Genomic DNA, 24,478 nt, shown 5'->3' with positions numbered 1-24,478 from the left:
CCCGCGCGGGGCGGACACGGAACTCGAAGGAGCACCACGGCATGCGTCTCGGAGTCCTCGACGTGGGGTCGAACACCGTCCACCTCCTCCTGCTCGACGTCTACCCGGGCTCCCGGCCCGAGCCGTACGCGTCCCACAAGCTCGGCCTGCGGCTCGTGCAGTACCTCGACGCGGACGGCCGCATCTCCGACGCCGGCCGGGACGCCCTCACGGCGTTCGTGATCGAGGCCCGGGACTTCGCCGTGGACAACCGGGCCGAGGACTTCCTGGCGTTCGCGACCTCCGCGATCCGCGAGGCCGGCAACGGGGCGGAGGTGCTGGACCACGTGCAGTCCCGCTCCGGCGTCACCCTCACGGAGCTGGCCGGGGACCAGGAGGCGGCCGTCACGTTCTTCGCGGTGCGCCGCTGGTTCGGCTGGGGCGCGGGGACCGTCCTGGACCTCGACATCGGGGGCGGGTCCTTCGAGATGGCCCTGGGCGACAACGCGCTGCCCACCGTGGCGACGTCCGTGCCGCTGGGCGCGGGGCGTCTCACCCGCACGTTCATCGCCGGCGACCTCGCGACCCCCAAGGAGATGAAGGCGCTGCGCAAGCACGTGCGCCAGGAGCTCAAGCCCGCCGTCGAGAAGGTCCGCGCCGCGGGGGAGCCCACCTGCGTGGCCGGCACGTCCAAGACGTTCCGTTCCCTGGCGCGGATCTGCGGGGCCGCACCGTATGCGATGGGCCCCTACGTGCCCCGCACCCTCCACCTCGAGGACTTGCGGCTGTGGGCCCGCCGGATGGAGGCCATGTCCCCCGACGAGCGCGCCGAGCTCCCGGGCGTCTCCGCCATCAGGGCCGCGCAGATCCTCGCCGGAGCCGTGGTGGCCGAGTCGGCCATGGACGCCTACGGCGTCGACTCGATCCGGATCTGCCCGTGGGCGCTGCGCGAGGGTCTGATCCTGCGCCGGCTGGACCAGCTGAACAGCCACTCCGACGTCCGCACCGTGGACCCCCGGCACCTGGTGGGTGCGGCATGAGCGAGCAGCCGGGCCCCGCCGCGGAGCCGTACCGCCCCCACGTGGCGCTGTCCACCAGCTCCCTCTATCCGCTCGGGGTCCCGGAGACCTTCGAGGCCGCCGTGGAGCTGGGCTACGACAGCGTGGAGGTGCTCGTCACGCACGAGCGGATGAGCCAGCTCACCCACCAGCTGCAGGACCTCGTGCAGCGCCACCAGCTCCCCATCTCGACCATCCACGCGCCCACCCTGCTGCTCACCCAGCAGGTGTGGGGCAAGTCCTGGACCAAGATCCAGATGGCCGCCGCCCTCACCGAGCAGGTGGGCGCGGAGGTCGTCGTGGTCCACCCGCCCTTCCGCTGGCAGCGCCGGTACGCCGCGAACTTCGTGGAGGGCGTGCGGGTGGTCTCCCAGGCCACGGGCGTGAAGATCTCCGTGGAGAACATGTACCCCTGGCGGGTCCGCGGCCGCGACACCGTGGTCTACGCCCCCCACTACAGCCCGCTGGGCCAGGACTACGACTGGGTGACGTGGGACTTCTCGCACGCCGCGACCGCCCGGATGGACTCCCTGGCCGCCATCCAGGAGCTGGGCCCCCGGCTCGGCCACGTGCACCTGACCGACGGCTCGGGCGAGACCACGACCGACGAGCACCTGCTCCCCGGCCACGGCGTCCAGCCGGTCGCCGAGTCCCTCCGGTACCTCGCCTCCACCCGGTGGCAGGGCATCATCGGGGTCGAGGTCTCGACCCGCCGCTCGAAGAGCCCCGAGGAGCGCACCCAGTGGCTCGCGGCGTCCCTCGAGTTCGCCCGCCGGCACACGAGCCTGTCCGACGACGCCGACAGCTCCGCCGAGCCCGGCAGCACTGCTGAGCCCGGCGGCACTGCCGAGCCCGGCGGCACCGGGAGCTCGGGCGGCACCGGGGGCCCTGCCGGTGCCGACAGCGCCGAGGCCACCGGGGTCGGCGACGGCTGACTCCCGGAGCGCGCGCCGGCCCGAGCCCACCGCCCCGCCCGCGCCGCGCCCGACCGCTCCCGTGCCACCGTTCCAGTCCGACCGTTCCCGTTCCACCGTTCCACTGCCACCGATGAGAGGACCTCACCGACCATGACTCCTGTGCTCGCCTTCCTGGGCTGCGGCTCCATGAACGGATCCATCCTGCGGGGGGTGCTGGCCTCCGGCGTGCCCGTCGACCGGGTCCGGGCCACCGTCCGCTCCGCGGAGAGCGCGCGCCGGCTCGAGGACGAGACGGGCGTGCGGCCCTACGTCACCGGGGAGGACCCCGAGGCGAACCGGCGGGCCGCGCAGGAGGCGGACGTCGTGCTGCTCGGGGTGAAGCCCGTCGGCATCCTCGAGCTCGCCCGCGAGATCGCCCCCGCGCTGCGCCCCGGCACGGTCGTGGCGTCGGTGGCCGCGGGGATCTCCGTCGGCGCCCTTGAGCGCGCCCTCCCCGCCGGCCAGCCGGTGGTGCGCACGATGCCGAACACGCCCTCCAGCGTGGGCCGCGGGGTCGTCTCGGTGACCCCGGGCAGCGCCACCGCCCCGGAGCAGACGGAGGCCGTGCGCCGGGTGCTCGAAGCCGTGGGCACCGTGGTCGAGGTCCCCGAGGAGCAGGTGGACGCCGTGACCGGGGTCTCGGGCTCCGGGCCCGCCTACGTGTTCCTGCTGGCCGAGGCCATGCAGCACGCGGGGGAGCGGATGGGGCTGTCGCCGGACGTGGCCCGGGTCCTCGCGAAGGAGACCGTCTCCGGGGCCGGGGAGCTGCTGCGCCCCGCGGAGGCCGACCCCGCGGCCCTGCGCAAGGCGGTCACCAGCCCCAAGGGCACCACGGACCGGGCCATCACGACCTTCCAGGAGAACGGTTTCGAGGACCTCGTCGCCTCCGCCGCCCGCGCCTCCGCGGACCGCTCGGCGGAGCTCACGCGCGAGTTCAGCGACTGAGCCGGCGCCGCGGGGACCCCGGGATCAGGGGCGGGCCGCGAAGCGCTCCAGCAGGTCCACGTGCCCCGAGACGATCAGCAGGTCGCGCGAGGTGACCTTGGTGTCGGGGCGGGCGTAGGTGAAGTCCTCGCCCGGGGACTTCACGCCCACCACGGTCACGCCGTACTTCGAGCGGACGTTGGAGTCGCCCAGCGTGAAGCCCTGCACCTCCCGCGGCGGATACATCTTGACGATCGCGAAGTCGTCGTCGAACTCGATGTAGTCCAGCAGCCGGCCCGAGACGAGGTGCGCCGTGCGCCGCCCCGCGTCCGCCTCGGGGAAGATCACGTGGTGCGCCCCGATGCGGGAGAGGATCTTGCCGTGCGAGGGCGTGATGGCCTTCGCCCAGATCCGGCTCACGCCGAGGTCCACGAGGTTCGCCGTGATCAGCACGCTCGACTCGATGGACGTGCCGACGCCCACCACGGCCGAGTCGAACTCGGCCGCCCCCAGCTGGCGCAGGGCGTCGATGTCGGTGGCCTCGGCCTCGACCACGTGCGTGAGCTGCCCCGAGAGCTTCTGGACGAGCTGGGCGTCCCGCTCCACGCCCAGGACCTCCCGGCCCTGGCGGGCCAGCTGGAGCGCGGTGGCCGTGCCGAAGCGGCCGAGGCCGATCACGAGCACGGGGACGCTGTGGGACGAACGGTCAGCCAATGATGGGCCTTTCCTCGGGGTACTTGTACAGGCGCCGGCGCGAGCGCAGCGCCAGGGCGGCGGCCACGGTGGTGATGCCGATGCGCCCGACGAACATGGTCGCCGCGAGCACGTACTTGCCCTCCGGCGGAAGCTCCGCGGACAGGCCCACGCTCAGCCCGCACGTGGCGTAGGCCGAGATCACCTCGAAGAGCACCCGGTCCAGGGGCGCGTCCGAGACGGCCAGCAGGATCCCGCAGGCCACCAGCACGATCGTGGCCCCCATCATGGTGACCGAGATCGCGATCCGCAACGCCTCCTCGGGGATGGTGCGGTAGAACGCGATGACGGACCGGTCACCGCGGGCCTCGGCCAGGACCGCGAGGAACAGGACGGCGAGCGTGGTGACCTTGATGCCGCCGGCCGTGGACGCCGAGCCGCCGCCCGCGAACATCATGGCGTCCGTCATCAGCAGGGTCTGCGGCAGCTCGCTGTTGGTGTCCACGAGGGCGAAGCCCCCGGAGCGCATGTTGACCGAGGAGAAGAACCCGTTGAAGATCTTCTCGCCCACGGGGAGGTCCCGCAGTGTCCCCGGGTTGGACCACTCGAACGCGGTGTACATGATCCAGGCCAGCACGAGCAGCGCCGTCGTGGTCGTCACGGTGAGCTTCGTGTTGAGATTCCACCGGGTGAACCGCAGCCCGACCTGCCGCACCACCAGGATCACGGGGAAGCCCAGGGAGCCGATGAACACCCCGAGGGCGATGGGCACGACGATCAGCCACGCCGTGGTGTAGGGCCCGAGGCCGGCCTCGTTGGGCACGAAGCCGCCGTTGTTGAACGCCGAGATCGCGTAGAAGACGCCCTGCCACAGGGCCAGGAGGAACGGCTCGCCCTCGACGAGGAAGCCGACCGTGAGGACGGCGGCGAGCACCGCCTCGATGCTCACGGACGTCAGCACGATGATCTGCAGGAGCGAGCCGACCTCGCCGAGCCGCCCGATGTTGAGCGCCTCCTGCGTCAGCAGCCGCGAGCGGAGACCGAGCTTGCGGCCCACGGCGAGCGCCAGGATCGACGTCATCGTCAGGGTTCCCAGCCCGCCGATCTGCATCGCGACCATGATCACGAACTGCCCGAAGAAGGACCAGTTCGCACCGGTGGGGACCGTGGTCAGGCCCGTCACGGTGACGGCCGACGTCGCCGTGAACACGGCGTCCTCCAGCGACGTCTCGATCCCGGGGGCGGACGAGACCGGCAGCCACAGCAGCAGGGAGAAGGCGGCGACCACGACGGCGAAGACGATGAGCGCCAGCCGCGCCGGGGAGGACGCCGCGATCCGGTCCACGAGGTCGCGCAGCGAGGTGAGCAGCCAGAACCGGCCGCGCTCCTCCGGGCGGATCCAGGAACCGCGCTGCAGGTTGCTCACGGGTCCTCCTCCTGGTGTCCGGGCCGCCGGGGCGAGGCGGGGCGGCCCGGCGGCCGCCGCGACCGCTGACAGTATCGCACTGCCGGTCGCGCGCGGGCGTGTCGACACATAGGCGGGCGCGGGCGGGCCCCGGGACCCCGTCCGGCGTCCCGGGTGGTCTAATGATCGGTGTGACTCCTGCTACACCCGGGCCCGGCGCCCCGTACCCCACCCGACTGTTCTGGGACCCCGCCCTGCTCGAGTACAACTTCGGCGACCACCACCCGATGCACCCGACGCGGCTCGAGGCCACCTACCGCCTGGTCCAGGAGTTCGGCCTCGACCGGCGGGACAACGTCACCGTGGAGGCGCCCGAGGTGGCCCCGGACGAGGTCCTCAACCTCGTCCACCCGCAGCACTACGTGGACTCGGTCCGGGCCGTCAGCGCCGACCCCTCCGTGGAGATCCCGGAGTGCGGGCTCGGCACCGAGGACACCCCCGCCTATCCGGGGGTGCACGAGGCGAGCGCCCGGCTCGTGGGCGGCTCCTACCAGGGGGCCGCGGCCGTGCTCGCGGGGGAGGTGGTGCACGCCGTGAACTTCGGGGGCGGGATGCACCACGCCCACGCCGAGAAGGCCAGCGGCTTCTGCATCTACAACGACTGCGCCGTGGCGGTCCAGCACCTGCTCGACCAGGGGGTCCGGCGGGTGGCCTACGTGGACGTCGACGGCCACCACGGCGACGGGACGCAGTCGATCTTCTACGACGACCCACGCGTCCTCACCGTCTCGCTGCACGAGACGGGCCTGACCCTGTTCCCGGGCACGGGCTTCGCCAACGAGACCGGCCGCGGGGAGGCCGAGGGGCACTCCGTCAACGTGGCGATGCCCACGGCCTCCGACGACTCGATGTGGCTGCGCGCGTTCGACGCCGTGGTCCCGCCCCTGCTGCGCCAGTTCGGGCCCGAGGTGATCGTGAGCCAGCACGGCTGCGACTCCCACTTCGCGGACGAGCTCACCCACCTGCGGGTCAGCGTGGACGCGCAGCGGCAGACCGCCGTGGCCGTGGCCGGCCTGGCCCACGAGCTGTGCGAGGGCCGGTGGATCGCCACCGGCGGCGGCGGGTACAACTGCTACGACGTGGTGCCCCGGTCCTGGACGCACCTGGTCGGCGTCGCCGCGGGCCACCCGATCGACGTGCGCACCGCGGTGCCGCAGCCGTGGCGCGAGTACGTGCGCGAACGCTACGGCGCCGACGCGCCGCGGGTCATGGGCGACGAGGTGGACCTGTGGTGGCGCTCCTGGGAGGTGGGCTTCGACCCGAACGACGAGACGGACCGGACCATCATGGCGACCCGCAAGGAGGTCTTCCCCCAGTGGGGGCTGGATCCGTGGTTCGACTGAGCGCGCCGCCCGCGGGCCCCGGCGGGCGCGGGAGCGACCGCGCAGGCGGTCGCGGCGGCGCGGACGTGCCGGTGCCGGGAGCCGCACGGCATCCCGTTTACAGTGTTCGGATGGGCAACAACGACGTGTTCGCGGTGATCGCCGACAAGACCAGGCGAGGGATCCTCACCGCGCTCAAGGACGGCGAACGACCCGTGGGGGACCTCGTGGACGAGCTGGGAGTGTCCCAGCCCACCGTCTCCAAGCATCTGAAGATCCTGCGCGAGGCCGGTATGGTGTCCATGGAGGCACAGGGGCAGCGACGTCTCTACGCCGTGCAGCCGGAGCCGCTGGCCGAGGTCACCGCATGGGTCCACGAGGTCGTGGGCGGGGCGGCCCGCGAGGCGGCCGCGCCGACGCGCGCCCCGGACGACGCCGCGGTGGCCGCCGGCGTCGCCGTGACCGCCGGGGCCGACGCGGTCGGGACGACCGCGCGGGACACGGAGGTGACGCCCGGGAGCGGCTTCGCGGACGCCGAGCCGGCTCCCGCGCCGGCCGTCGTGGCCGGTGCGGAGCCGGCCGTCGAGCGCGGTCCGGAGCCGTCCGCCGGCAGGCCCGCCCGCCCGACCAGGGGGGCGGGGGCCCGCGCCGCGGACATCCTGTCCAGCCTCTCCGGCCTGCGCCGCCGCACCAGGAACCCGCGGCGGTGACCGGTCCGGCCCACCCGATCCGAACGAGGAGCACCATGCACGAGGACCTGTACCCGATCCGCCAGGCCGTACTCGCCCGCAATCCAGGAGAGGTGGAGTTCCACCAGGCCGTGGACGAGGTCTTCGACTCCCTGGGGCCCGTGGTCGCGCGCCACCCCGAACTGCTCGACGCCGCGGTGCTCGAGCGGATCTGCGAGCCGGAGCGGCAGATCATCTTCCGCGTCCCGTGGACCGACGACCAGGGCCGCGTGCACATCAACCGCGGTTTCCGCGTGGAGTTCAACTCCGCGCTCGGGCCCTACAAGGGCGGCCTGCGCTTCCACCCGTCCGTGTACCTGGGCATCGTGAAGTTCCTGGGCTTCGAGCAGATCTTCAAGAACGCCCTCACGGGCATGCCCATCGGCGGCGGCAAGGGCGGCTCGGACTTCGACCCGAGCGGGCGCTCCGACGCGGAGATCATGCGCTTCTGCCAGTCCTTCATGACCGAGCTCTACCGCCACATCGGCGAGTACACCGACGTCCCCGCCGGTGACATCGGCGTGGGCGGGCGCGAGATCGGCTACCTGTTCGGCCAGTACAAGCGCATCACCAACCGGTACGAGTCCAGCGTCCTCACCGGCAAGGGCCTCAGCTGGGGCGGTTCCCTGGTGCGCACCGAGGCCACCGGGTACGGCACCGTGATGTTCGCCGAGGAGATGCTGCGGACCCGCGGGAAGTCCTTCGACGGACAGACCGTGCTGGTCTCCGGCTCGGGCAACGTGGCGACCTTCGCGATCCACCGCGCGCAGCAGCTCGGCGCCACCGTGGTCACCGCCTCGGACTCCAGCGGCTACGTGGTGGACCCGGACGGCATCGAGCTGGACCTGCTCCGCGAGGTCAAGGAGGTCGAGCGCGGCCGGATCTCCGAGTACGCCGAGCGCCGCGGCGGACGCGCCCGGTTCATCGGGAAAGGCTCCGTGTGGGACGTCCCCGGCACCGTGGCCCTGCCGTGCGCCACCCAGAACGAGCTGGACGGCTCCCACGCCAAGAAGCTGCTCGAGCACGGCGTGCTCGCCGTGGCGGAGGGCGCCAACATGCCCACCACCGGCGAGGCCACCCGGCTGTTCCAGGAGGCGGACGTGCTCTTCGGCCCGGGCAAGGCGGCCAACGCCGGTGGTGTGGCTACCTCCGCGCTGGAGATGCAGCAGAACGCCTCCCGCGACTCGTGGACCTTCGAGTACACGGAGGAGCGGCTCGGCCAGATCATGAAGTCGATCCACGACACGTGCGCCGAGACCGCCGAGGACTACGGCATGCCCGGCAACTACGTGGCCGGCGCGAACATCGCCGGCTTCGTCAAGGTGGCCGGCGCCATGATGGCGCAGGGCCTCATCTGAGCCCCGGCCGGTCCGGGTCCCACGGGGCCCGGACCGGCCGCGGACCGCACTTCCGACACGTCCGGACCCGCGATCGCCCCACGGAGGGCCGCGGTGGTCCTACCCTGGAGACTATGGCAACGCATCGGCAGGTCCTGCAGTGGCTGGAGAACGAGCTGTTCGACGGCCATCTCGTGCTGGGCCAACAACTGCCCTCGGACCGCGACCTCGCGGCCATCCACCGCGTGTCCCGCAGCACCATGCGGGAGGCGCTCAAGACCCTGGAGGCCCAGGGCATCGTGCGGCTCTTCGACGGCCCGCGCAAGTCGATCCTGCCCATGCTGGTGCGGGAGCCGGCGGCCTCCGCGGGTCCCGCGCTGCAGCTGCACATGGCCACCTCGGACTACCCGCTGCGGGACATCGTGGAGACCCGGGTGCTGCTCGAGACGTGGGCCCTGGAGCGCTCGGACCCGGAGCACCCGGCCATGGCCGAGCTGCGGGCGCTGCTCGAGCAGATGGCCCGGGACGACCTGTCCCTCAAGGAGTTCCACCACCTCGAGGTGAGCTTCCACATCGCACTGTGCAAGACCGCCGGCAACTCGGTGGTCTCGGCCCTGATGTCCTCCCTGCGGGACTCGATCTACGAGTACACGATGGCCCTCGTGGGCCACGTGCCCCTGTGGAGCACCACCTCCGAGCGGCTGCGCGCGGAGCACCACGCCATCTACTCCGCCGTGGCGGCCGGCGACCGCCGGCTCGCGTCCCGGCTGGTGGCCGAGCACATCGAGTACCAGTACCGGGAGGCCGGGGTGGACCCCGACCAGGAGCAGCGCACTCCGGGCCCCGCGCCGGACGCGCCCGCCGAGCTCAACCCGCCCGGCGCCGCGGCGGAGCCGCGGGAGCCCGCCGCGGACGAGCCCGGCGGCGGCCCCGCGCAGGTGCCCCGCAGCGCCTGAGGCGTCCGCGGCCGGGCCGAATGCAGCAATTTCCCGCCGAGACGGTAGGGTGTCAGTGAACGTTTGCCCGGCTGTCACCGTCCGCAGGCCGGCACCCCCGGTTCCCGCCTGTCGCGCGGAGCTCCCGGGGACCACCACCGAGACATGAAGATGCGAGGGATCCTATGGGTTCAGTGATCAAGAAGCGCCGCAAGCGGATGTCCAAGAAGAAGCACCGCAAGCTGCTCCGCAAGACCCGTCACCAGCGCCGCAACAAGAAGTGACCCTGCGCTGAGCGCGCCACCGGGGCCGCCGTCCACTCCTGGACGGCGGCCCCGGTGCGTTCCCGGGACGCTCCGGCGGGGTCGTAGCATGGCCTCATGACCCCTCCGCAGCCTCCCGCCGTGACCCTCCTCACCCGCCCGGGGTGCCACCTCTGCGAGGCCGCCCGGGAGTCCGTGGGCCGGGTCACCTCCGCGCTGGGCCTGGGCTGGGCGGAGGTCGACGTCGACACCGACCCCGAGCTGGCCCGCCGGCACGCCGAGGAGATCCCCGTGGTGCTCGTCGACGGCGTCCCGCGCGACTTCTGGCAGATCGACGAGCGGCGCCTCGCCCGGCTGCTGCGCGAGCGCCTGGCCGGCTGAGCCGCCACCGTTTTGGGGCCCGTGCGCCCGGTCTGGGATCATGGGAGCCATGCCCTCCTCGACGGTCCATCTGCTGCGCCACGGCCAGGTCCTCAACCCGGACCGCATCGTCTACGGCAGGATGCCCAGCTACGGCCTCACGGAGCTGGGCGCGCGCATGGCGGAGGCCGCCGCCGCGGAGCTCGCCCGCCGCGTGAACACCGGCTCGCACATCGTCCACCTCGTCTCCTCCCCGCTGCAGCGGGCGCGGGAGACGGCCGCTCCCGTGGCCCGGGAGCTGCACCTGCCGGTGCACCCGGACGAGCGCGTCATCGAGGCCCACAACCACTTCGAGGGCCTGCACGTGGACGTCCCCGAGCTGCTCAGGCCCCGGCACTGGCCGCATCTGCGCAACCCCCTGCGCCCGTCCTGGGGCGAGCCCTACCGGCAGCAGGTCGCGCGCATGGTGGAAGCCGTGCTGGACGCCGGGCGCACCGCCGTGGAGCGCGGCGGCAGCGGCGCCGAGGCCGTGCTGGTGTCCCACCAGCTGCCGATCTGGCTCACCCGGCGCTCCGCCGAGGGGCGTCCCCTGCCGCACGACCCCCGCCGGCGGCAGTGCAACCTCGCCTCCATCACGTCGCTCGTCTTCGACGACCTCGACGCCGGCCGCCCGCCCCGGGTGGTCTACACCGAGCCGGCAGCCGCCCTCTACCCAGGGGTCAACCAGCTTCCCGGTTCATAATGGCCGGGCGCCGCCGCCCTCCCCGTCCCGTCCAGAGCACCAGGTGATCCGCCCGTGACCTCCCGCCCCTCGCCCTCCTCCCGCCCGTCCCGCCGCCGCGTGCTCTCGCTCGCGGGCCTCGGCGTCCTCGGGCTCGCCCTCGCCGGGTGCACGGAGGAGGACTCCCTGGCCCAGCAGGCGAACTCGGGGGACCAGAAGGGCTACATCGCCGGGGACGGCACGGTCTCCGAGTACCCCGCCGCCGAGCGGGGGGAGCCGGTGCAGTTCTCCGGCACGCTCTTCGACGGCACGGCCCTCTCCGCCGCGGACCTGCGCGGGAAGCCGGCCCTGCTGAACTTCTGGTACGCCGGGTGCGCCCCGTGCCGGGTCGAGGCCCCCGACCTCCGCGAGCTCGCCGAGCGGTTCGAGGGGCAGGCCGCCTTCTACGGGGTGAACCTGCGCGACGAGCAGGCCACCGCCCGGGCGTTCGAGCGCACCTTCGAGATCCCGTACCCCTCCTTCGAGGACAAGGACGGCGGCGTGCTCATGGCGCTGAGCGCCTACGTGCCGCCGCAGGCCGTGCCCACCACCCTCGTGCTCGACGCCCAGGGGCGGGTGGCCGCCCGCATCCTCGGCATCGCGGACCGCTCCGTGCTCGAGACCCTCCTCGAGGACACGGTGGCCGAGGCGGCATGACGGCAGGCAATCCCTTCGCCGAGATCGTCCTCGACGGCTCCCTCCTCGTCGCGCTGCCCGTGGCGCTGCTCGCGGGCCTCGTCTCCTTCGCCTCCCCGTGCGTGCTGCCCCTCGTGCCCGGCTACCTCGGCTACGTCACCGGCCTGACCGGCGCGGACCTGCAGGAGCAGCGGCGCGGCCGCGTGCTCGCGGGGATCACGCTGTTCGTCCTCGGCTTCTCCGCCGTGTTCCTGCTGATGTCCGTGCTCCTGGCCCAGCTGGGCGCCTACGCCTGGTTCCTGGGGCAGAACTGGATCACCGTGGTCCTCGGCGCCCTCGTGATGCTCATGGGCGTCGTGTTCCTCGGCGGGTTCTCCTTCTTCCAGCGGGACCGCAAGATCGAGCGCCGCCCCCCGCCCGGGCTCTGGGGCGCCCCCCTGCTCGGCGTGACGTTCGGCCTCGGCTGGGCGCCGTGCATCGGCCCCACCTTCGCGGCCGTGCAGGCGCTCGTCTACGTGGACGGCGCCTCGACCGGCAAGGCGGCCGTCCTCACGGTCGCCTACTGCCTGGGCCTGGGCGTGCCGTTCCTGGTCCTGGCCATGGCCCTGCGCCGGGGCATGGGCGCCATGGGCGTCTTCCGCCGGCACCGCCTGGGCATCCAGCGCGCCGGGGGCGGCCTGCTCGTGCTGGTCGGCCTGCTCATGGTCACGGGCGCCTGGACCGCGTTCGTCTCGTGGGTCCAGGCCGAGCTCGTCACCGACTGGGTGATGCCGATCTGAGCACCTCCGAGCCCCGGCCCCGTCCCGACCGCAGAAAGGCCGGCATGAGCACCACAGCGCCCCCGTCGTCGTCGGGCCCCTCGACCCCGGACCCGTCCGGGGCGCGGAGCCCGGACGTCGAGCTCCCGGCCCTCGGGCCCCTCGGCATGGCCCGGTGGGCCTGGACGCAGCTGACCAAGATGAACACCGCACTGTTCCTGCTGCTGCTCCTCGCGGTCGCCGCGGTGCCGGGATCGATCTTCCCGCAGCGGATCCAGGACCCGGCGGCGGTCCAGGACTATCTCGACAACAACCCGGTGCTGGGGGAGTGGCTGGACCGGGTGCAGCTGTTCGACGTCTTCTCGTCGGCGTGGTTCTCCGCGATCTACATCCTGCTGTTCGTCTCCCTCGTGGGGTGCGTCCTCCCGCGCGCGGCCAAGCACTGGCGGGCGTGGCGGGCCGAGCCCCCGCGCACCCCGCGGCGGCTCGAGCGGCTGCCCGAGCACCGCTCCCTCGCCCTCGGCGGGCGCGACGGCGCCGAGCCGCCCGCCCCGGACGACGTCGTCGCCGACGCCGCCCGGCTGCTCAGGAGGCGGGGCTACCGGGTGGCGGTGCGGGACACCGGGACCGCCGCCCCGTCGGTGGCCGCCGAGCGCGGGATGTGGAAGGAGGTCGGCAACATCGTCTTCCACCTGGCCCTGCTGGGCGTGCTGGTGTCCGTGGCCGTCGGCTCCCTCTTCGGCTACAAGGGCCAGCGGGTGGTCGTGGAGGGCGAGTCCTTCGTCAACACCCTCATCGGCTACGACTCCTTCACCCCCGGCACCAACTACGACGCCGACTGGCTCGAGCCCTTCTCGGTGCGGCTCGACAGCTTCGAGGCCGTGTTCAACCGGGACACCACCGACCCGCGCAACTACGGGGCGCCCCTGGACTTCACCGCGGAGGTCACGGTGCAGGACGAGCCCGGCGCCGAGCCGCGGCAGGAGGTCCTCAAGGTCAACCAGCCGCTGAACGTGGACGGCGTGAAGAGCTATCTCGTGGGCAACGGCTACGCCCCGGTGATCCGGGTGACCGACGGCAACGGGGACGTCGCCTTCGAGGGGCCCGTGGTGACGGTCCCCTCCGACGGCGTCTACACGTCCTCGCTCGTGCTCAAGGTCCCGGACGCCCGCCCCGACCAGCTCGGGTTCGTGGGTCTGCTGCTGCCCACCGCCGTGGGCGGGGACGGCGAGATGCCCCGCTCGGTGGACCCGGGCCTCGCCAACCCCCGGCTGATCCTCTCCGCCTACCACGGCGACCTCGGCCTGGACAGCGGCGAGCCCCAGAACGTGTACGTGCTCGACGTCGAGCCGCTCACGGAGCTCAACGCCATGACCAGCGAGAACGGCGCGATCACGCTCGACGCCGCGAACCCCGTGCACGAGCTGCCCGACGGCAAGGGCACGGTGGAGTTCCTGGACGTCAAGCGCTACGTGGGCCTGGACATCCACTACGACCCCGGCAAGACGGGCGCGTTCGTCTCCTTCGTCGCCGCGTTCGCCGGCCTGCTCATGTCCCTGTTCATCGCCCGCCGCCGCGTCTGGGTGCGTGCGGCCGAGGGCGTCGACGGGGACGGCCGGGCCTGCACGGTGCTGGAGTACGGGCTGCTGGCCCGCGGCGAGGACCCCCGGCTGAGCGCCGAGGCCGAGCGGCTGGACCGGCTGTGGACCGAGCAGTGGCAGGACGCCGGCGTGCGGGACACGGAGAGCACGGCGACCGCCGCGGCGGTGAGCACGAGCACGACAACGAGCACGGGATCGACCCCGGCAACGAGCACGACAACGAGCACGGCAACGGCCCCGGCGACGACCGCGGGGACGACCGCGGCGACGACCACGGCGGCGGACCGCCGGGTGCGGACCGGCAGCCGGCCGGAGACCGGGCCCGACGCCCGGTCCGGCCACGAGTGAGAGGATGGGCGGCATGACCGTCGTCAACGAGACCCTGGGCGCCTGGAGCCAGCTGTTCATGCTCCTGGCCGCCCTGACCTATCTGGTGGCCTTCGTGGCTTTCGCGTGGGACGTGGCGTCCCACTCCCGGACCCTGCGCGGGGCCGGGGGAGACGAGGAGCACGAGCTGGTGGGCGCCGCGGCGGCCGCCTCCGCGGCGTCCCCGCAGGCGGCCTCGGAGCCCGCCGACGCCCGGGCCGGCCACGGCGCGGGCCACCGCGGGCGCGGCTACCGCACGGGAGCGCGCTCGGCCCTGGCCGGGCACGTGGCGGACGAGGAGATGCGCTACACCGGTGAGCGCCGGCCCGCCGCCCGCGTGGCCGTGGCCGTCATGGTCCTGGGCTTCGCGGTGCACACCGCCGCCGTGCTCAGCCGGGCGTTCGCGGCCGGACGGGTGCCGTGGGGCAACATGTACGAGTTCTGCACCACGGGCGCCCTGGTCGTCGCGGGCGTGTACCTGCTGTCCCTGCTGGCCCGGGACCTGCGCTTCGTGGGCTCCCTCGTGTCCGGGCTCGTGGTGATCATGCTCTGCGCGGCCACCATCGGCTTTCCCACCCCGGTGGGACCGCTGCAGCCCGCGCTGCAGTCCTGGTGGCTGGTGATCCACGTGTCCATCGCCGTGGCCGCCTCCGGGGTCTTCACCATCACGTTCGCGATGGCCGTCCTGCAGCTGCTGCAGGCTCGGCGCGAGCGGGTCATCCTGGCCGGCGAGGGGACCGGCGCGGGCTTCCTCGGCCTGGTCCCGTCCTCCCAGGCGCTGGAGAACCTGTCCTTCCGGCTCAACGCGGTCGGGTTCGCGTTCTGGACCTTCACCCTCGCCGCCGGCGCGATCTGGGCCGAGCAGGCGTGGGGGCGCTACTGGGGCTGGGACACGAAGGAGGTCTGGACCTTCGTGATCTGGGTGGTCTACGCCGCCTACATGCACGCCCGCGCCACGCGGGGCTGGACCGGCAACCGCTCGGCCTGGCTCTCGATCGTCGGCTACCTCTGCGTCATCTTCAACTTCACCGTGGTCAACACGGTCTTCCCCGGCCTGCACTCCTACTCGGGGGTCTGATCCCGGCCGCCCCCGCCGGGCGACGACGAACGGCCCGCACCGGGAGGTGCGGGCCGTTCGTCGTGGTCGGGGCGGTCGCGGCAGGGACGTCGGGCCGGGGCGGGTCCACTGCGGGGCGGTTCCGTCACGTGGTCCGGTCTGGCGGTCCTCCCGCTTGGTCCTGACGGGAGGTCCTGCCCGGTCCGGCCGGGTGGTCCTGCCCGGGTGGTCCCGCCCGGTGGTCTCGCCGGGTGGATCAGTCGTGCGGGGGCCGGTTGCCGGGGGAGCCGTCGGTGGGCCCGTCCGAGCGGCCGGCGGACGAGCCGTCCGAGGGCCCCTCGTCGGGGCGCCCGCCGGGACCGTCGTCCGGGCCGGTGTCCCCGTCCGCGCCCGGCCCGCCGTTGCGCCGCAGCTCCTCCTCCCACTGCCGGAGCTTCTCGGCCTTCTCCTGCTGCCGTCGGCGCTCCTCGAGGTTGCGCAGGAACTGGGGGTCGTCGTCGGGGCCCTTGCCGCGCACGGGGCGCGCGGACTCCGCGGTGCCCTTGGGGCGCCCGAGGAACAGCCACAGGACGGCGCCGACGAGCGGGAGGAGGAGGATCACCGCGATCCAGCCGCCCTTGCGGAGACCGCGCATGTCGCTGCTGTCGGTCCGGGCGCACTCGATGAGGGAGTAGACGATGACGCCCACCGCCAGTGCGGCGGCGCCGATGATGAGGATGGCTCTGCCCATGCCGACAATCGTAGGGGAGTTGCCTGGACGCCAGCTCAGCGCCCCGGGAGTTCCCGGGAGTTCTTCAGTGCGGCCCCGGTAGACTGGGCGCGTGAACTTCCTGAAGTACTCCCTGCTCCGGTTCGCGCTGCTCGTGCTGGCCTTCCTGCTCAGCATGTGGCTGGGCGTGGGCCTGGTCCTGTCCGGGGTCGCCGCGGTGGCGATCTCGTTCGCGGTCTCCTACCTCTTCTTCCCGCGCCTGCACGCCGCCGCGGGGGAGGAGTTCCACCGCTGGTTCGCCCGGGCGCCGCGGCCCCGCAACCGGGTGGCGCTCGAGGACCAGGAGGTCGAGGACGCCTACGTGGACCGGCGGCTGCGCGAGGACGGCCGCGAGGTCTGAGCGCCGGTCGCGGATCCCCGGCGGGGCCTCACCACTGCCGCAGCAGCACCGCCAGCAGGAAGAGCACGGCCCAGCCCACGTTGAGCACCCCGCACTGCCGGAGCACGGGAATGAGCCGGCGCCGGTCCTGCACCCGCAGCACCGTGGCCACGGGCGCCCAGGCCACCGGCACGAGCAGCAGCACGAGGAGCATCCACGGGTTGTAGGGCACCAGGAACAGCACCAGGGCGAACGCCACGGCGATCTCCGCGGTGAACACCACCCGTGCCAGCGGGTCGCCCAGCCGCACGGCCAGCGTCCGCTTGCCGACCTCCCGGTCCCCGGGCAGGTCCCGGATGTTGTTGGCCATCAGCAGGGCGGTGGCGATCAGGCCGGTGGACAGGGCCGCGACGAACGCCTCGAGGTTGAGGGTGCCGGCCTGGGTGAGCGTGGTGCCGAGCACGGCCACGAGGCCGAAGTAGACGAACACGAACAGGTCCCCGAGCCCGCGGTAGCCGTACGGGCTCCGCCCCCCGGTGTAGCCCCACGCGGCGAGCACGGCCGAGAGGCCGACGGGGATGAACCACCACTGGCGGCTCAGCACCACCAGGACCGCGCCGGCGAGCGCGGCGAGGCCGAAGCACAGCAGCGCCGCCGCCTTCACCTGCCCCGGCGCGGCGGCCCCGGACCCGGTCAGGCGCAGGGGGCCCACGCGGACGTCGTCGGTGCCGCGGATGCCGTCGGAGTAGTCGTTGGCGTAGTTCACGCCGATCTGCAGGAAGAGGGCCACCAGCAGGGCGAGCAGCGCGCGGACGGGCTCGAAGGAGAACAGGGCCTGGGCCGCGGCGGAGCCGGCCACCACGGGGGCGAGGGCCATCGGCAGCGTCCGGAGCCTGGCTCCCTCGATCCACTGTGCTGGCGTGGCCACGGGGTACCTCCGTCGAGAACGACCCGCACGGGATGCGGGATGCGGGATGCGGGCCACGGCGGGGGTCCGGGGCCGCGGACCATTGTGCCACGGCCCCCGTTCCGGACCCCGGTCCGGATCCGGGCCGGGGCGGGTGCTCAGCCGAGCAGCCCGGCCACGGCCGCGCGGTCCGGCTTGCCGGTGGGCAGCAGGGGCAGCTCCTCCGGCCAGGCCCAGCGCCGGGGCACCGCGGCGGCTCCGTGCCGGGCGCGCACCGCCTCCTCGAGCTCGGCGCGCAGCCGCCGCCGGTCGGCGCCGGGAGCGGCGACGACCGCCGCCCCCACCGCCTGCCCCCACTCGGCGTCGGGCACGCCCAGCACCATGGCCTGGCGCACCGCGGGGTGCTCGGCCAGCACGGCGGTCACGAGTCCCGCGGCGACCTTGACCCCGCCCGTGTTCACGACGTCGTCGACCCGCCCGTGCACCGTGAGCACGCCGTCGGGGGAGAGCTCGCCGAGGTCGTCCGTGCGGTACCAGCGCGTGCCGGCGGTCTCCCGGAAGTGCCGTGCGGTCTGCTCGGGGTCCCCGGCGTAGCCGGCGGCCACGACGTCCCCGCCGAGCCAGATCCGGCCCGGCCCGGGCCCGCGGGCGGACCCGGGGCGCGGGGCGTCGTCGTCCCCCGCCGTCCCGACGTGCACGGAGACGCCGTCCAGCGGCACGCCGTCGTAGACGCAGCCCCCGCACGTCTCGGACATCCCGTAGGTGGCGACCACCCGGACGTCGGCGTCCCGGGCGGCCGCGAGCAGGCGCGGGGGAGCGGCCGAGCCGCCGAGCAGGACCGCGGAGAAGCTCTTCAGCGCCGAGACCGCGTCCCCGTTGCGCACCCCGGACGCCGGGTCCAGGATCCGCTGCAGCTGGGTGGGCACGAGCGAGGTGAAGCGCACCGGGTCGTCCAGCTCCTCGGCCGCCGCGGCGAAGGCCTCGGGGGTGAAGCGGGCCGCCGGGTCGAGGACCACGGGGTCCGTCCCGGCGTAGAGGGAGCGCACGAGCACCTGCACGCCCGCCACGTAGTGGACGGGCAGGGCGAGCAGCCACTGGCCCACCCCGCCGGTGCGCACCGCGGTGGCCATCGAGGACGCCGCGAGCGCGTCACGGGTGAGGACCGTGCGCTTGGCCCGGCCGGTGGACCCGGAGGTGCGCACGACGACGGCGGGGCCCTCGCGCGCCAGCGCCCGGGTCAGCGGGGACAGCAGCCGCAGGGGGTCCCCGGGCACGGGCCCGTCGAGCACCACGGCGTCGCCGGGGACGGTCAGCTCGGCCATCGCGGCCTCCTCCTCGTGCCGCCGGCCGGACCGTGACCCGGGGACGGGCCGTGGCCCGGCGGCGGGCGCCCTAGAAGTAGTAGGGGAAGCCGGACCAGTCCGGGTCGCGCTTGCCCAGGAACGCGTCCCGGCCCTCGACGGCCTCGTCGGTCATGTAGGCCAGGCGGGTCGCCTCGCCCGCGAAGACCTGCTGGCCGACCATCCCGTCGTCGGGCAGGTTGAACGCGAACTTCAGCATCCGGATGGCCTGCGGGGACTGGGCGGCCACGTCCCGGGCGGCGTCGATCGCCGCGTTCTCCAGCTCCGCGTGCGGGACGACCTCGTTGACCGCGCCCAGCTCGTGCATCCGCTGCGCGTCGTACTCCCGGGCCAGGAAGAAGATCTCGCGGGCCGCCTTCTGCCCCACCTGACGGGCGAGCAGCGCGGAGCCGTAGCCGGCGTCGAAGGAGCCGACGGTCGCGTCCGTCTGCTTGAACCGCCCGTGCTCCCGGGAGGCGATCGTGAGGTCGCAGACCACGTGCAGGGAGTGCCCGCCGCCCGCGGCCCAGCCGGGGACCGCGGCGATGACCACCTTGGGCATGGTGCGGATCAGGCGCTGCACCTCGAGGATGTGCAGCCGCCCGGCGCGGGCCGGGTCGATGCTCTCCGCGGTCTCGCCCCCGGCGTAGCGGTAGCCGTCCCGGCCGCGGATGCGCTGGTCCCCGCCCGAGCAGAAGGCCCAGCCGCCGTCCCGGGGGGAGGGCCCGTTGCCGGTGAGGACCACGGCGCCCACGTCGGAGGACATCCGCGCGTGGTCGAGCGCGCGGTAGAGCTCGTCGACCGTGCCCGGGCGGAAGGCGTTGCGCACCTCGGGGCGGTCGAAGGCGATCCGCACCCACGGGAGGTCCCGGACGACCGTGCCGTCCGGGGCCCGCTCCACGCCGCGGTGGTAGGTGAGGTCCTGCAGGTCCCGGAAGCCCTCGACCGTCCGCCACTGCGCGGGGTCGAAGAGCTCCGAGACCTGCTCGGGGAGGTCGCTGCCGGTGGTGGGGGTGGAGTCAGTCACGCCCCGAGTCTACGTGCGGCGCCCGCCCGGGGGCGGGCGCGGGAGCGAGCGCCGCCGCCGCGCGGGACGCGGGCGCCGGGACCTGGCTAAGCTCGGAGGATGGCTGAGACCCGGACGAGCACTCTGCACACCACCCCCGTCGGGGACGACGGCGAGCCCGTCGTCTTCCTGCACGGCCTGTTCGGCCGGGGCAAGAACTTCACCCGGATCGCCAAGGACCTCCGGCCGGACTTCCGGAGCCTGCTGGTGGACCTGCCCAACCACGGCCGGTCGGAGTGGACGGACCGGGTGGACTACGCGCAGATGGCCGACTCCGTGGCCGAGACCCTGCGGGACGACTTCGCCGCGGCGGGCCCGGTCGCCGTCGTCGGGCACTCCCTCGGCGGCAAGGTGGCCATGGTGCTGGCGCTGCGGCACCCGGAGCTCGTCTCCCGGCTCGTCGTGGTGGACATCTCGCCCACGCGGACCGGGGGCGGCGAGGGCGAGTTCGCGCACCTGCTGGACAGTCTCGCGGCCGTGGACCTGAGCGCCCTCGAGCGCCGCTCGGACGCGGACGAGGCCCTCAAGGAGCCCATCCCGTGGGACACCACCCGCAGCTTCCTGCTGCAGAACCTGCGCAGCGGCGAGGACGGCTTCTCCTGGGAGCCCAACCTCGAGCTGCTGCGGACCAGCCTGGACGCCATCGGCGGCTTCCCGGACACCGGGGACGCCGTCTACGAGGGGCCCGTGCTGTGGATCGCCGGCGGGCGCTCGGACTACGTCCGGGACGAGCACGCACCGGTCATGCGCGGCCTGTTCCCCCGGGCGCACCGGGTGACGATCCGCGAGGCAGGCCACTGGGTGCACTCGCAGGCACCGGAGAAGTTCGCCGAGGTGCTGCGCGGGTTCCTGGCGCACACCGGGGACTGACCGTCCGGCCCGCGCCGGGCACGGCCGCTGCGGACGGTGGCCGCCCGCGACGGCCGGACCGGCGCGACCGGCCCCCTGCGGCGGTGTCAGACTGGGGACCGTGAGCACCGCACCCTTCGACCTCGCCCGGATCGGCGCCGGCCTGCCGGTCGCCGGGGTGCTCGGCGAGCTGCGCGCGGCGCTCGGGCACGGTGCCGCCGTGGTGCAGGCCCCGCCCGGCACCGGCAAGACCACCCTGGTGCCCCCGCTGGTCGCCGACCTGCTGCACGAGCGCGCCACCGGGGCCGCGCCCGGCCGGGTGGTCGTCACCCAGCCCCGCCGGGTCGCCGCGCGCTCGGCGGCGCGCCGGCTGGCGCACCTGGCGGGCACCCGGGTGGGCGGGCTCGTCGGCCACACGGTGCGCGGCGACCGGCGCGCCGGCCCCGGCACGCTCGTCGAGTTCGTCACCCCCGGCGTGCTCCTGCGCCGGCTGCTGCAGGATCCGGGGCTGCCCGGCACGGACGCCGTGGTCCTGGACGAGGTGCACGAGCGCGGTCTCGAGTCCGACCTGCTCGTCGGCCTGCTGGCCGAGGTCCGGCAGCTGCGCGAGGACCTCGTGCTCGTCGCGATGTCCGCGACCCTCGACGCCGCGCGCTTCGCCGGCCTGCTGGGCGAGGACGGCCCGGCCCCCGTGGTCGACTGCCCGGCCGCCCTGCACCCGCTCACGGTCCGGTGGGCCCCGGCCCCCGGCCGGCGCACCGACGAGCGCGGGGCGACCCGCCCGTTCCTCGACCACGTCGCCCGGACGGCGGCCGGCGCCCACGCGCAGGCGCTGGCCCGGGACGCCGCCACGGACGCGCTCGTGTTCGTCCCCGGGGCGTGGGAGGTCGCCCAGGTGGCCCGGCGGCTGCGGGAGACCTGCCGGGGGACCGAGGTGCTCGAGCTGCACGGCCGGGTGGGCGCCGCCGAGCAGGACCGGGCGACGTCGGGGCGCGGACCGGGCGACCCGCCCCGCGTGGTCGTCTCCACGTCCCTCGCCGAGTCCTCCCTGACGGTCCCGGGCGTGCGCCTGGTGGTCGACTCCGGGCTGTCCCGGGAGCCGCGGCGCGACGCCGGCCGCGGAATGACGGGACTGGTCACGGTCGCGGCCTCCCGGGCCTCCGCGGAGCAGCGGGCGGGCCGCGCCGCCCGGCTCGGGCCCGGGGAGGTCGTGCGCTGCTACGACGAGCGCGCCTGGGCCGCGATGCCCCGCCACCTGACGCCCGAGCTCGCGGCCGCCGACCTCACGGGCGCCGCCCTGCTGCTGGCCTGCTGGGGCGCCCCCGGCGGACGGGGCCTGTCCCTGCCGGACCCGCTGCCCGCACCGGCCCTGGCCGATGCCCTCGCGGTGCTGCGGGGGCTCGGCGCCCTCGACGACGACGGCCGGGCCACCTCGACCGGCCGACTGCTCGCGGCCGTGCCCGTGGACCCGCGCCTGGCCCGCGGCCTGCTCGACGGCGCCCGCGCCGTGGGCGCCCGGCCGGCGGCCGAGGTCGTCGCGATGGTCTCGGACGACCACCGCCCGCCCGGCGGGGACCTCTCCCGGCTGCTGGCCGAGCTGCGCTCCGGACGGGCCCCGGACGCCCGCCGCTGGGCGAAGGAGGCCCGCCGGCTGGAGCGCACGGCGAGGGACGCGGCGCCCTCCGCGGCGCCGGCGGGGACCGGAGAGGTCCCGGCCGAGCTCGTGACCGGCGCCGTGGTGGCGCTGGCGCTGCCGGAGCGGGTCGCCCGGAAGGTGGGGGACACGTACCTGCTCGCCTCCGGGACCCGGGCCGGGCTGGCGCCGGGCAGCGCCCTGGCGGGCCAGGAGTGGCTGGCCGTCGCCGACGTCACCCGGGCGGCCGGACAGGCCGCCGCCGGGACCGGGGCGGTGGTGCGGTCCGCGGCCCCCCTCGACCGTCCCCTCGCCGAGCGCTGCGCCGAGCACCTGCTCACCGACGAGGTGCGCACCCGGTTCGAGGGCGGGCGGGCGAGCGCCCGCCGGGTCCGTGCGCTCGGGGCGATCGAGCTGTCCTCGACCCCCGTGCGGCCTGCCCCGGCGGCGGCGCGGGCGGCGGTGCGCGCGGCCCTGGCCGAGCAGGGCCTCGGCCTGCTCGGCTGGTCGGACGGCGCCGACCGGCTCCGGCGCCGGCTCGCGCTGCTCCACCACCGGCTCGGGGAGCCGTGGCCCGACGTGGCCGACGCCGCCCTGCTCGACCGGCTCGACGAGTGGCTCGCCCCCGAGCTCGACGGCCTCGCCGGGGGCGGACGGGCGGACCTCGCCGCGCCCCTGCGCCGGCTGCTCCCGTGGCCGGAGGCCGCCCGCCTCGACGAGCTCGCGCCCGAGCGGCTGGCCGTGGCCAGCGGCAGCCGGGTCCGGATCGACTACCCGGCCGCCGACGACCCCGAGGGCCGGCCCGTGGTCAGCGTCAAGCTGCAGGAGTGCTTCGGGTGGGCGGCGTCCCCGACGGTCGCCGACGGCCGGGTCCCCGTCCTGTTCCACCTGCTCTCCCCGGCGGGCCGGCCCCTGGCCGTGACCGACGACCTCGCCTCGTTCTGGTCCGGTCCCTACGCCCAGGTGCGCGCCGAGATGCGCGGCCGCTACCCGAAGCACCCGTGGCCCGAGGACCCGTGGGCCGCCCCCGCGACCGCCCGCACGGCGCGCCGCTCCTGAGCCCGGGTCCCGGGCCCGCGCACGGCGGGTGGCGTCCGCGTGTGATCTGCGTTACGGTGGGGTCACCGCACCTGCCGAGCGCGTTGATCCAGCGCGCACGGACCGGCTCGCCCACCTCGCGATCCCCGGTCCGGGGCACGCACCGGCCGGACCCCCGCGACGCGATCGTTCCCGCGGGCCCGGCACCGGTCACGGTTCCGCCGGGCAGCACCAGCCCTCCCCGCTCGGGTGCCCCGGCACGCTCTTGCACCGCAGCACGCTGCACCTCACGGAGAACGGGTACGCCCTCATGACTGCCACCTCGATCGAGACCTCGTCGACGACCCCGACCACCTCGTCCCTGCCGCTGGTTCCCCAGGCCGCCGTTCCCGCGGTCGGCCCGGAGCTCGCCCGCTCCTGGCTGCTCGTCAACGGCGCCCAGGCCGAGCGGTTCGCGGCGGCCCGGGCGAGCGCGGCCGACGTCGTGGTCCTGGACATCGAGGACTCCGTGGCGCCCAAGGACAAGGAGCGGGCCCGCCGCAACGTCATCAGCTGGCTGGACGCCCAGGACGAGAACGGCGAGCAGCACCACGCGTGGGTGCGGGTCAACGGCTTCGGCACCCAGTGGTGGGAGGAGGACCTCCGGGCCCTCGCCGGGGTCCGCGGCCTCGACGGCGTCATGCTGGCCATGGTCGAGTCCCCGGAGCACGTCACCCGCACCGCGGAGCTGCTCAAGGACACGAAGATCGTCGCGCTCGTCGAGACGGCCCGCGGCGTGCAGCACCTGCAGGCCATCGCCGGCGCCCGCTCCACGTACCGCCTCGGCTTCGGCCTGGGCGACTTCCGGCGCGACACGGGCTTCGGCGAGAACCCCATGACGCTGGCCTACACGCGCTCGCAGTTCACCATCGCCTCCCGGGCCGCCAACCTGCCCGGGCCCATCGACGGGCCCGCCGTCGGGGCGCTCGGGCCCAAGCTGGCCGAGGCCACGTCCGTGACCCTGGAGTTCGGCATGACGGGCAAGCTGTGCCTGATGCCCGAGCAGACCGCCACGGTCAACGAGGGCCTGAGCCCGTCCCTGTCCGAGCTGTCCTGGGCCACGGAGTTCCTCCAGGAGTTCGACGCCGACGGCGGGGAGATCCGCAACGGCTCGGACCTGCCCCGGCTCGCCCGCGCGAAGAAGATCCTGGGCCTGGCCGGCGCCTTCGGCCTGAGCATCCCCGAGGGCTACGACGTCCACTTCGAGGCGCCGACCGACACGTACCACTGCTGATCCGGTGGTGAGGGGCCGGTTCCCGGCCCCGCCTCGCGCGGGAGCGCATCCCCTCCCGCCGCGTCCGACGGACCGGTGGGCGCCGT

The 24,478-nt window shown here is 74.5% G+C and carries 24 protein-coding genes; 18 read left to right on the top strand and 6 right to left on the bottom strand.

The annotated features are described in order from the left end of the window. The first annotated feature begins 41 nt into the window (after positions 1 to 41). The 3 genes from RCG67_RS03405 (at position 42) to proC (ending at position 2,938) form a co-directional block, all read left to right on the top strand. The gene (locus RCG67_RS03405) at positions 42 to 1,019 is read left to right on the top strand and encodes a Ppx/GppA family phosphatase (RefSeq protein WP_368824830.1); all 978 of its coding nucleotides are present in this window, start codon (positions 42 to 44) and stop codon (positions 1,017 to 1,019) included. Continuing rightward, the gene (locus tag RCG67_RS03400; protein ID WP_368824829.1) at positions 1,016 to 1,972 is read left to right on the top strand and encodes a sugar phosphate isomerase/epimerase family protein; all 957 of its coding nucleotides are present in this window, start codon (positions 1,016 to 1,018) and stop codon (positions 1,970 to 1,972) included. Before RCG67_RS03405 ends, RCG67_RS03400 begins: the two co-directional genes overlap by 4 nt. Before the next feature lie 132 nt (positions 1,973 to 2,104). Next, positions 2,105 to 2,938, top strand: coding sequence for a pyrroline-5-carboxylate reductase (gene proC / locus RCG67_RS03395; RefSeq protein ID WP_368824828.1), 834 nt, complete (start codon positions 2,105 to 2,107; stop codon positions 2,936 to 2,938). 24 nt (positions 2,939 to 2,962) lie between these two features. On the opposite strand, the gene RCG67_RS03390 is transcribed toward proC, so the two are convergent. Continuing rightward, positions 2,963 to 3,631, bottom strand: coding sequence for a potassium channel family protein (locus RCG67_RS03390; RefSeq protein WP_017832491.1), 669 nt, complete (start codon positions 3,629 to 3,631; stop codon positions 2,963 to 2,965). Further along, the gene (locus RCG67_RS03385; RefSeq protein WP_058872626.1) at positions 3,624 to 5,027 is read right to left on the bottom strand and encodes a TrkH family potassium uptake protein; all 1,404 of its coding nucleotides are present in this window, start codon (positions 5,025 to 5,027) and stop codon (positions 3,624 to 3,626) included. The genes RCG67_RS03390 and RCG67_RS03385 overlap by 8 nt, the downstream gene beginning before the upstream one ends. A gap of 179 nt (positions 5,028 to 5,206) precedes the next feature. Here RCG67_RS03385 and RCG67_RS03380 point away from each other — a divergent pair, with 179 nt between their 5' ends. The 11 genes from RCG67_RS03380 to ccsB all read left to right on the top strand — a co-directional run bounded on the left by RCG67_RS03380 (position 5,207) and on the right by ccsB (position 15,219). Continuing rightward, positions 5,207 to 6,418, top strand: a complete 1,212-nt coding sequence (locus tag RCG67_RS03380; protein ID WP_368824827.1) for an acetoin utilization protein AcuC — start codon at positions 5,207 to 5,209, stop codon at positions 6,416 to 6,418. A 110-nt stretch (positions 6,419 to 6,528) separates the two neighbouring features. After that, positions 6,529 to 7,107 carry an ArsR/SmtB family transcription factor gene (locus RCG67_RS03375; RefSeq protein WP_058872426.1) on the top strand — a complete coding sequence of 193 codons (579 nt, stop codon included), beginning with the start codon at positions 6,529 to 6,531 and terminating at the stop codon, positions 7,105 to 7,107. 35 nt (positions 7,108 to 7,142) lie between these two features. After that, complete coding sequence (gene gdhA, locus RCG67_RS03370) at positions 7,143 to 8,483, top strand: NADP-specific glutamate dehydrogenase (RefSeq protein WP_058872427.1); 1,341 nt, start codon at positions 7,143 to 7,145, stop codon at positions 8,481 to 8,483. A 113-nt stretch (positions 8,484 to 8,596) separates the two neighbouring features. Continuing rightward, positions 8,597 to 9,418: a FadR/GntR family transcriptional regulator gene (locus RCG67_RS03365; protein ID WP_058872428.1), complete on the top strand. Its 822-nt coding sequence runs from the start codon at positions 8,597 to 8,599 to the stop codon at positions 9,416 to 9,418. Between the two features lie 164 nt (positions 9,419 to 9,582). Further along, positions 9,583 to 9,681 (top strand): 30S ribosomal protein bS22, encoded by a 99-nt coding sequence (locus tag RCG67_RS03360; RefSeq protein ID WP_005504750.1) that lies wholly within the window; start codon positions 9,583 to 9,585, stop codon positions 9,679 to 9,681. A gap of 96 nt (positions 9,682 to 9,777) precedes the next feature. Then, positions 9,778 to 10,041, top strand: coding sequence for a glutaredoxin family protein (locus RCG67_RS03355; RefSeq protein ID WP_058872429.1), 264 nt, complete (start codon positions 9,778 to 9,780; stop codon positions 10,039 to 10,041). A gap of 49 nt (positions 10,042 to 10,090) precedes the next feature. Then, the gene (locus RCG67_RS03350; protein ID WP_157571236.1) at positions 10,091 to 10,762 is read left to right on the top strand and encodes a histidine phosphatase family protein; all 672 of its coding nucleotides are present in this window, start codon (positions 10,091 to 10,093) and stop codon (positions 10,760 to 10,762) included. 54 nt (positions 10,763 to 10,816) lie between these two features. Beyond that, complete coding sequence (locus RCG67_RS03345; RefSeq protein ID WP_058872431.1) at positions 10,817 to 11,437, top strand: TlpA family protein disulfide reductase; 621 nt, start codon at positions 10,817 to 10,819, stop codon at positions 11,435 to 11,437. Next, the gene (locus RCG67_RS03340) at positions 11,434 to 12,195 is read left to right on the top strand and encodes a cytochrome c biogenesis CcdA family protein (protein WP_058872432.1); all 762 of its coding nucleotides are present in this window, start codon (positions 11,434 to 11,436) and stop codon (positions 12,193 to 12,195) included. The genes RCG67_RS03345 and RCG67_RS03340 overlap by 4 nt, the downstream gene beginning before the upstream one ends. 44 nt (positions 12,196 to 12,239) lie before the next feature. Next, complete coding sequence (gene resB, locus RCG67_RS03335) at positions 12,240 to 14,123, top strand: cytochrome c biogenesis protein ResB (RefSeq protein WP_368824826.1); 1,884 nt, start codon at positions 12,240 to 12,242, stop codon at positions 14,121 to 14,123. Between the two features lie 13 nt (positions 14,124 to 14,136). After that, on the top strand, positions 14,137 to 15,219 hold the full coding sequence (gene ccsB, locus RCG67_RS03330; protein WP_368824825.1) for a c-type cytochrome biogenesis protein CcsB: 1,083 nt from the start codon (positions 14,137 to 14,139) through the stop codon (positions 15,217 to 15,219). Between the two features lie 235 nt (positions 15,220 to 15,454). Here ccsB and RCG67_RS03325 read toward each other — a convergent pair whose 3' ends face one another. Beyond that, on the bottom strand, positions 15,455 to 15,928 hold the full coding sequence (locus RCG67_RS03325) for a PLD nuclease N-terminal domain-containing protein (protein ID WP_058872434.1): 474 nt from the start codon (positions 15,926 to 15,928) through the stop codon (positions 15,455 to 15,457). Between the two features lie 91 nt (positions 15,929 to 16,019). Between RCG67_RS03325 and RCG67_RS03320 the strand changes: the two genes are divergently transcribed. Further along, the gene (locus RCG67_RS03320; protein ID WP_368824824.1) at positions 16,020 to 16,307 is read left to right on the top strand and encodes a DUF4229 domain-containing protein; all 288 of its coding nucleotides are present in this window, start codon (positions 16,020 to 16,022) and stop codon (positions 16,305 to 16,307) included. Positions 16,308 to 16,335: 28 nt separating this feature from the next. Here RCG67_RS03320 and RCG67_RS03315 read toward each other — a convergent pair whose 3' ends face one another. The 3 genes from RCG67_RS03315 to RCG67_RS03305 all read right to left on the bottom strand — a co-directional run bounded on the left by RCG67_RS03315 (position 16,336) and on the right by RCG67_RS03305 (position 19,560). Next, a complete protein-coding gene (locus RCG67_RS03315) occupies positions 16,336 to 17,214 on the bottom strand; it encodes a 1,4-dihydroxy-2-naphthoate polyprenyltransferase (protein WP_058872436.1) in 879 nt (292 codons plus the stop codon). Positions 17,215 to 17,351: 137 nt separating this feature from the next. After that, a complete protein-coding gene (locus tag RCG67_RS03310) occupies positions 17,352 to 18,515 on the bottom strand; it encodes an AMP-binding protein (RefSeq protein ID WP_368824823.1) in 1,164 nt (387 codons plus the stop codon). A 70-nt stretch (positions 18,516 to 18,585) separates the two neighbouring features. Next, entirely contained in the window at positions 18,586 to 19,560 is a 975-nt protein-coding gene (locus RCG67_RS03305) for a 1,4-dihydroxy-2-naphthoyl-CoA synthase (protein ID WP_058872438.1), read from the bottom strand. Between the two features lie 99 nt (positions 19,561 to 19,659). On the opposite strand from RCG67_RS03305, the gene RCG67_RS03300 reads away from it, so the two are divergent. The 3 genes from RCG67_RS03300 (at position 19,660) to RCG67_RS03290 (ending at position 24,392) form a co-directional block, all read left to right on the top strand. Then, entirely contained in the window at positions 19,660 to 20,469 is an 810-nt protein-coding gene (locus tag RCG67_RS03300) for an alpha/beta fold hydrolase (protein WP_058872439.1), read from the top strand. Between the two features lie 100 nt (positions 20,470 to 20,569). Next, positions 20,570 to 23,140: an ATP-dependent helicase HrpB gene (gene hrpB / locus RCG67_RS03295; RefSeq protein ID WP_368824822.1), complete on the top strand. Its 2,571-nt coding sequence runs from the start codon at positions 20,570 to 20,572 to the stop codon at positions 23,138 to 23,140. Between the two features lie 289 nt (positions 23,141 to 23,429). Next, a complete protein-coding gene (locus RCG67_RS03290; RefSeq protein WP_368824821.1) occupies positions 23,430 to 24,392 on the top strand; it encodes an HpcH/HpaI aldolase/citrate lyase family protein in 963 nt (320 codons plus the stop codon). Positions 24,393 to 24,478 lie beyond the last annotated feature (86 nt).

Source organism: Kocuria cellulosilytica (assembly GCF_040981245.1).
GTDB lineage: Bacteria > Actinomycetota > Actinomycetes > Actinomycetales > Micrococcaceae > Kocuria > Kocuria cellulosilytica.
Note: the sequence above shows the minus strand (reverse complement) of the source record. Positions and strands in the feature narration are given on the sequence as shown.